This is a genomic window from Rhodococcus sp. P4_C10 (genome assembly GCF_056402135.1).
In genome coordinates this window covers 1-6,175 of record NZ_JBFUHZ010000078.1, presented here as the reverse complement: position 1 = coordinate 6,175, position 6,175 = coordinate 1, and the positions used below count along the sequence as shown (strand labels likewise).

Here is a 6,175-nt window from a genome sequence, read left to right as displayed (position 1 = left end):
CGGCGGGCCTGCTGCCGCGGTGGGACGCCCGGGTGCGGCGGGCGCGGCGGGTGCGGCGGGCGGCGGCATGATGCCCGGCGGCGCCCGCGCCAACGGCGAGGACGACCGGGAGCACAAGACCCCGGGCTACCTCGTCAATGTGGACAACGGCAACGAGCTGGTCGGCAGGCTCCCGCTGGTCGCGCCGTCGGTCATCGGCGAATGAGCCAGGGGCCATGGCGGCTGACCGCACTCGAGTTCGCGGTGTTGTGGGAGCGACTCGGTCGGGACCGGTTGCCGTACCCGTTCGGGTTCCGGGGCACCGCCGAGACGGACGCGCAGTTCCGCGCCCAGCGCGCCGACGCCGCGCGGCGGGTGCTGGCCCAGGTCGACGCGCCGATGTACGAGGCGCTCGCCGCGCTCGCCGAGCCCGCCGTGCGGATCGAACTGTGCGGCCTCCACCGAGTCGGCCCCGGCAGCTCGATGGTCAGGGTGCATGCCGGAATCCGTCATGCCCGCGCCACGGTCGCGGTCCAACAACCGGGCGCCGACCTGCACACGGGTGCCGACGTGGTGCTGACCGCGGTGGCGCCGGCGGAGGTGGGAGCGGCCCTGGCCCAGGCAATCCCGCAGGTCGACGCCGGGCGAGGTCGCGGGGTGTCGGTACCGCGGTCGACCGTTCCCGGCGCCTCCGTCATGCGGCCCGCGGGTCGCAGACGGGCGAGCGAGCAGCGCGACGAGTTCTTCGCCCGCCCGCGGACCGGTTTCGGCGAGGTCGGTGTCGTCGCGGGCCCGGCGTACGACAGCACGCCCCGCGGCGAGGACCGGGGCTTCCACTGGGTCGACTTCGCCGGGGACGGGCGCTATCTGGTGCGGGGCGCGGAGACCGTCCACGCGCGGCCCGCCGGCGGCGCGGACATCGCGGCGCAGGTGCAGCGGCTCGTCGCCGAGGCCGACGCGACGCGGGCGGTCCAGCTGCCACACTGAACCCGTGTATCGGGAGCGGGCGTCGAGGATCTCCGGGGCGGTGCTGTGGACCAGCGAGTCCGTGGCCGACGCCGAGCACCGGATCCTGCCCGACGGCAGCATGGACGTGATCTGGCTCGGTGGCCGGCTGGTGGTGGCCGGACCCGACACCACCGCGCACATGTCGACGGCGGCGGAGACCGCGCGCATCGTGGGGCTTCGGTTCGCCCCCGGCCAGGGGCCGGCGGCGCTTGGTGCGCCCGCCGACGGGCTGGTGAACACACGGGTCCCGCTCGCCGAGTTGTGGAATCCCGTACTGGTCCGGCGGTGGGAATCGAGGCTGTCCGGATCACCCGCGCCCGGCCGACTGCTCGAGCAGCTGGCCGGGGAACGGCTCGACGAGGACGCCCCGGACCTCCGGCTGCTGGCGACGGCGACCGGGCTGCTGCGGGCGGGCGCCCCCGTCGCGTCGGTCGGCGCCCGGGTGGGACTGAGCGAACGGCAACTGCACCGCCGGTCCCTGCGGGCCTACGGCTACGGGCCGAAGACCCTGAGTCGGATCCTGCGGTTCGGGCGTGCGGTGGAGATGGTGCGCGCGGGGACGCCCCCGGCCGCGGTGGCCGCGCGGCTGGCATACGCCGACCAGGCCCACCTCGCCCGCGAGGTGAGGCAACTGGCCGGCGTCCCACTGGGCGCGCTCGGCTGAACCGGACGGACCGGGGCTGGTTCAGCCGGCTCGCGGGGTCAGGTCAGGGCGGCGAACAGGTCCACGGAGTTGCCGTCGGGGTCATGGACGGTGGCGTACCGCTGCCCCCAGAACGCGTCCCAGGGGGCCAGCTTCCCCTCGTACCCGGCGGCGACCAGACCGGCGTAGCAGGAGTCGACCTCGGCGGGGTCGGCGCAGGCGAACGCCAGGCTCAGGCGCTGGCCGCCGGACCCCGGCGTCCACTCCGGGTCGAACGACCGGATGGTGGCCTCGGTGTCCCAGGCCACCCGCAGCCCCTGCGGCAGGACCGCCTCCACGTGCGGTTCGGTGTCCGCGGCGGCGGGCAGGTCGAAGCCCAGTCGCCGGTAGAAGGCCAGCGAGCGCGCCATGTCGGCGACAACGATTCCCACGAGATCAAGGCGAGGTGTCATGGGTTCACCCTAGGAAGCGCGGGTCCCGCCAGTCTTGTACAAATCGGACGGGTCCCGCCCGCCGACCCCGGCCCCACCCGCCGGCCGCCGCGTCACCAGCGGTTCTTCACCTGCTCCGCGAACCCCAGCAGGTCCCGGACGGCGAGGCGGCTGCCGTCGTCGAGCACCACGTGGCCCGAGTACCGGCCGAACACCTGGTGCTGAATCGAGCGGAGCGCGACCAGGTCCGTCGCGGCGGCGCGGTCGAGGATCGGCTCGAAGGTCATCTCGAACCGGCCGTCGTTGCTGGTGAAGGTCCAGGGCGCGGCGTCGAACGGGCCCGGCGGCCGGCCGGAGGTGCCGTCGGGCAGGTGGAAGGTGACCTCGTCGAGTTTGTGCGCGCGACCGTCGACGAAGACCATGTTCTCGGTGCCGGCCGAGGTGTCGCCGAAGCCGTGGCCGATGTTGAACCCGAACGGCCTGCCGTCGAGGGTGCCCGACGCAGAACCCCAGTACCAGGTGTTGTCGTAGGTCCACACGCCGCGGCCCCAGTCGAAGACGCCGAATGCGCTCGCCGGGTCGAAGGCGAACGACTCGCCGCCGACCACCACCTCACCGCGCGCGGGCAGGCAGTTGATCTTCTGGTTGTAGTAGAAGGCCTTGGGGGCCTTGGGGAACGGTGTGGCGACCACCATCCGGTCCATCTCCGGCTGGTCGAGCAGCAGCTCGCCGCGCAGGCCGCGGCCACCGTCGAATCCCGGGTGGTCGACGGTGAGCAGTCGGCCGCCGTCGGTGTGCCGGAACTCGATCCGCAGCTCGCGTCCCCGCCCCGCCCGTCGGGAGACCACCACGTCGCCGGCGTCGGCGCTGGCCGGCAGGCCCATCGAACCCATCGGGAACGGGAGCATGACGTTCTCGGTCACCTCGGTGCGCGCGGTGAGGTCCAGCCAGGACACCCCGAGCAGTCCCATGTAGCCGTTGTCCGCCACCGTCAGCGCGAGCCCGACCTCCTCGGTGAGCACGCAGTAGTAGCCCCACTCCTTGACCCGGAGCCGGGACGCGGCGACGGCGGCGCGGTCGTAGCGTCGCAGTTCCGCTGTGGCCCAGCCGGGCTCGGCCAGGCGACCGTGCCCGTCGAGCAGGTCGCCGGGGGTCAGGCGGTGGCGCATCAGTCCTGCTTGCGGGCGAACCGGCCCGGGCCCGCCTGGTCGCGGGGCTTCATGATGATCTGGTCGAGGTTCACGTGCGAGGGTCGTGACGCGACGAAACCGATCACCTCCGCGACGTCGGCGGCCACCAGTGGGCTGATGCCCTCGTACACCTTGGCCGCGCGCTCCTCGTCGCCGTCGAAGCGCACCAGGGAGAACTCGGTCTCCACCGCGCCCGGCGCGATCTCGGTGAGCCGGACGGGCTGCCCGAGCAGCTCGCCGCGCAGGGTCCGGTGCAGCACGGCCTGCGCGTGCTTGGCGCTGGTGTAGCCCGAGCCGTTGTCGTAGGCCTCGAACGCGGCCACCGAGGTGATGGTGACGATCAGGCCGTTGCCCGACTCGATCAGCTTGGGCAGCAGGGCCTTGGTCACCCGCAACGTGCCGAGGACGTTGGTCTCCCACATCCAGCGCCAGTCGTCCAGGTCGGCCTCCATCACGGTTGCCAGGCCCTTGGCCCCGCCGGCGTTGTTCACCAGCACGTCCACCCTCGGCAGCACCGCGGCGAACGCGTCCACCGAATCCTCGTCGGTGACGTCGAGTTCGAGCGCGGTGCCGCCGATGTCGCGGGCCAGGTGCTCGAGGCGGTCCAGGCGGCGGGCGCCGACGACCACGTGGAACCCCTGCGCGGCGAGGGTTCGTGCGGTGGCCTCTCCGATGCCGGAGCTCGCTCCGGTGACGACGGCAACATGTTCATCAGGCGAGATGGTCATGGCCTCAGCCTAGGCGCAGACGCCGCGGCCCGGCAGCAGGGTTGAGTGCCGGAAAGGGTCTGTCCCCGGCCGATCTGGCCGGGGACAGACCCTTCAAGGCGAGTTGGCTGTCAGTTGCTGGAGCCGAATCCGCCGAGGCTGCCGAGACTGCCGGTTCCGCCTTCGTCGGCGGGTGCAACGGTCACCGATTCCTGGACGGAGGATGCGGTGACGGTGCCGTTGCCCGAGTACTCGGCGGTGAGGGTGCTCTGCCCCGCTGCCGCCGGGGTCCACTCGGTGGTGGCGGTGCCGTCGGCCCCGACCTGCGTGGTGCCGATGACGATGTCGCCGTCCTTGAAGGTCACGGTGCCACCTGCTCCGGCCGGGGTCACCGTGGCCGTGATGGTGGAGGCGCGGCCGACCTGGGCATCGGTGACCGGGGCCAGGGCGATCGTGGAGGGGGTGTTCTGTTCGGCGACCTGCACCGTGACCGTCGACGACTGGGACGCGGCGGCGAACCCGGTGCCGAGGAAGTGCGCGGTGACGGCGCGGCTGCCCGGGAGGGTGGGGGTCCAGGCGAGGGTCGCCTTTCCGCTGGTGTCGAGCGTGGCCTGGCCGACCTTGGTCCCGGCGTCTCGGAATTCGACGGTGTTGCCCGCCTCGCCGCCGGAGACGGTGGCGGTCAGGGTGCTCGGCACGCCGACCCGGGCACCGGTGACGGCGGCGAGGGAGGTGGCGGTGCCGGTCTTGCTCATGGTGATGGACGGGCCCCGGAGGGAGTTGGTGCCGCCGAGTGATCCGCCGTACTCCATGCCGGTGAGCAGGGCGGTGTCACGGGCGCAGTTCTTGCCCGCCGTGTAACTGACGCTGAAGACCGGGGTCTGGACGAAGCCGGGGCGATTCTGGATGACCCAGTCGGTGACGCCCCAGGCGCCGCGGACGTAGCCTCTCCCGTTGCCCTCGTCGACGACGACCTCGGGGTTGGCGACAGGCTGAGCCGCGCCGTTGCCGGTCATCTTCGCCGAGCCGGGGATGTAGGTCAGGCAGGACGGGTGACGGTCCTTGACGTTGTAGATGAACTCGTCCACCCAGCTGGTCCGGTCGAACTTCGTTGTCACGGTTACCGTTTCGCCGACCGCGGGAGTGGTGTTGCTGACCGTCCGGGTGAAACGGGCGGCTCCTTCGTCCCAGGTGACCGAGCCCGAGGCGGCGCCGGCGATGCCGGTGCCGAGGAGGGCGAGCGCTCCGACCGCGAGGGTGGTGGCCGCGCCGGCGGCGATGCCGCGTGTCATCGCGTTCTGTGTCATGGTGCTCCTTGTTCGCTGTGGTACGACCGTCGACTTCGAGGCCGCAGGGTGGGGTCGGTGGTCCTGTGGTGGTGCCGTCACGCCGGAGTGACGACCGTGTACTCGCCGCGGGACAGGGTCGATTTCCTGCCCGCGTTCCAACCTGTAGCTCGCCATCTGTGGCACGGCGACAAACGCGACCGAACAACGCCGGGCCGGTGCATGTCGTCTGTGCACCAGCCCGGATCCGTTCAATTGGGAGGGGGACTGCAGCAACTTCGCCTTCTCCGCCGAGCGGCCGTCCTCGAAGGTGTCGAGGGCCGAGGTCTACGGCAGGCAGCGCGGCCCCATTCTCCCGGTATCTGTTGTGGGAGAATGGGTCCGCGGATTTGAGAGGTTCTGTTGTGTGCGTAAGTACTATCACGCAGACCCCGCACTGTGGACGCGAAATTCGAAAATCTGCGGACGGCTGTGCGGCATTGTCACGTGCTGAAACATGTTTGGCGAGAATGCCATGTGTGTGATGGTCGGCCGGTGCTCGGATCAGCTCACGAGAATGTTTCCATGACCATGTATTCACCAGTCCGCCGCCCCGGCCGGACGCGCCTTTGTGTCCGTTCGTAGGCTCGCCGGCCGTCGCGATCGCGGGCTGCGTCAGATGCCGTGGTGGCACAGCCTCCTACGTGCGAGTTGTGAATCCATGGGCACAGTTCGTCGACGGCGGACATCGGCTGGGCCCCTGCGAGAAATGGGCCGCGGACCAGGATTCGTGGCCGCCTAGTTGTACTGCCCAGGGACGTTGGTCAAACGACTGAAGGGAACGTTCCTGCCGATGGCGGAGTGTTGCCGGTGGTGATTGTAGGTGTGCAACCACGCCGGCAACGCTGTCCGTCGGGCCTGTTCTGACTTGTAGTGCCGGGCGAACGCCCAC

General features: G+C 71.2%; 6 protein-coding genes and 2 pseudogenes. 3 read left to right on the top strand and 5 right to left on the bottom strand.

The annotated features are described in order from the left end of the window. From AC1DWC_RS26475 to AC1DWC_RS26465, 3 genes and pseudogenes are all read left to right on the top strand, one after another. Positions 1-205 (top strand): annotated as a pseudogene (locus AC1DWC_RS26475) (hypothetical protein); the annotation flags it as partial. Continuing rightward, positions 202-966 (top strand): ESX secretion-associated protein EspG, encoded by a 765-nt coding sequence (locus AC1DWC_RS26470; protein ID WP_477912836.1) that lies wholly within the window; start codon positions 202-204, stop codon positions 964-966. The pseudogene AC1DWC_RS26475 and the gene AC1DWC_RS26470, both read left to right, overlap by 4 nt. Before the next feature lie 4 nt (positions 967-970). Next, complete coding sequence (locus AC1DWC_RS26465) at positions 971-1,651, top strand: helix-turn-helix domain-containing protein (RefSeq protein WP_477912834.1); 681 nt, start codon at positions 971-973, stop codon at positions 1,649-1,651. A 38-nt stretch (positions 1,652-1,689) separates the two neighbouring features. Here the strand turns inward: AC1DWC_RS26465 and AC1DWC_RS26460 are convergent, their stop codons facing one another. The 5 genes and pseudogenes from AC1DWC_RS26460 to AC1DWC_RS26440 all read right to left on the bottom strand — a co-directional run. Continuing rightward, a complete protein-coding gene (locus tag AC1DWC_RS26460) occupies positions 1,690-2,082 on the bottom strand; it encodes a VOC family protein (RefSeq protein WP_477912832.1) in 393 nt (130 codons plus the stop codon). Between the two features lie 92 nt (positions 2,083-2,174). Continuing rightward, positions 2,175-3,230, bottom strand: coding sequence for a DUF2804 domain-containing protein (locus tag AC1DWC_RS26455; protein ID WP_477912830.1), 1,056 nt, complete (start codon positions 3,228-3,230; stop codon positions 2,175-2,177). Beyond that, positions 3,230-3,979: an SDR family NAD(P)-dependent oxidoreductase gene (locus AC1DWC_RS26450; protein WP_477912828.1), complete on the bottom strand. Its 750-nt coding sequence runs from the start codon at positions 3,977-3,979 to the stop codon at positions 3,230-3,232. The genes AC1DWC_RS26455 and AC1DWC_RS26450 overlap by 1 nt, the downstream gene beginning before the upstream one ends. Before the next feature lie 110 nt (positions 3,980-4,089). Then, on the bottom strand, positions 4,090-5,265 hold the full coding sequence (locus tag AC1DWC_RS26445; protein WP_477912826.1) for an Ig-like domain-containing protein: 1,176 nt from the start codon (positions 5,263-5,265) through the stop codon (positions 4,090-4,092). 756 nt (positions 5,266-6,021) lie between these two features. Continuing rightward, positions 6,022-6,175, bottom strand: a pseudogene (locus tag AC1DWC_RS26440) (IS481 family transposase); the annotation flags it as partial.

Excerpts from the sequence above, each read along its gene's own strand:
- AC1DWC_RS26470 (WP_477912836.1), top strand. The coding sequence starts at position 202 with ATGAGCCAGGGGCCATGGCGGCTGACCGCACTCGAGTTCGCGGTGTTG.
- AC1DWC_RS26460 (WP_477912832.1), bottom strand. The coding sequence starts at position 2,082 with ATGACACCTCGCCTTGATCTCGTGGGAATCGTTGTCGCCGACATGGCG.
- AC1DWC_RS26455 (WP_477912830.1), bottom strand. The coding sequence starts at position 3,230 with ATGCGCCACCGCCTGACCCCCGGCGACCTGCTCGACGGGCACGGTCGC.
- AC1DWC_RS26450 (WP_477912828.1), bottom strand. The coding sequence starts at position 3,979 with ATGACCATCTCGCCTGATGAACATGTTGCCGTCGTCACCGGAGCGAGC.
- AC1DWC_RS26445 (WP_477912826.1), bottom strand. The coding sequence starts at position 5,265 with ATGACACAGAACGCGATGACACGCGGCATCGCCGCCGGCGCGGCCACC.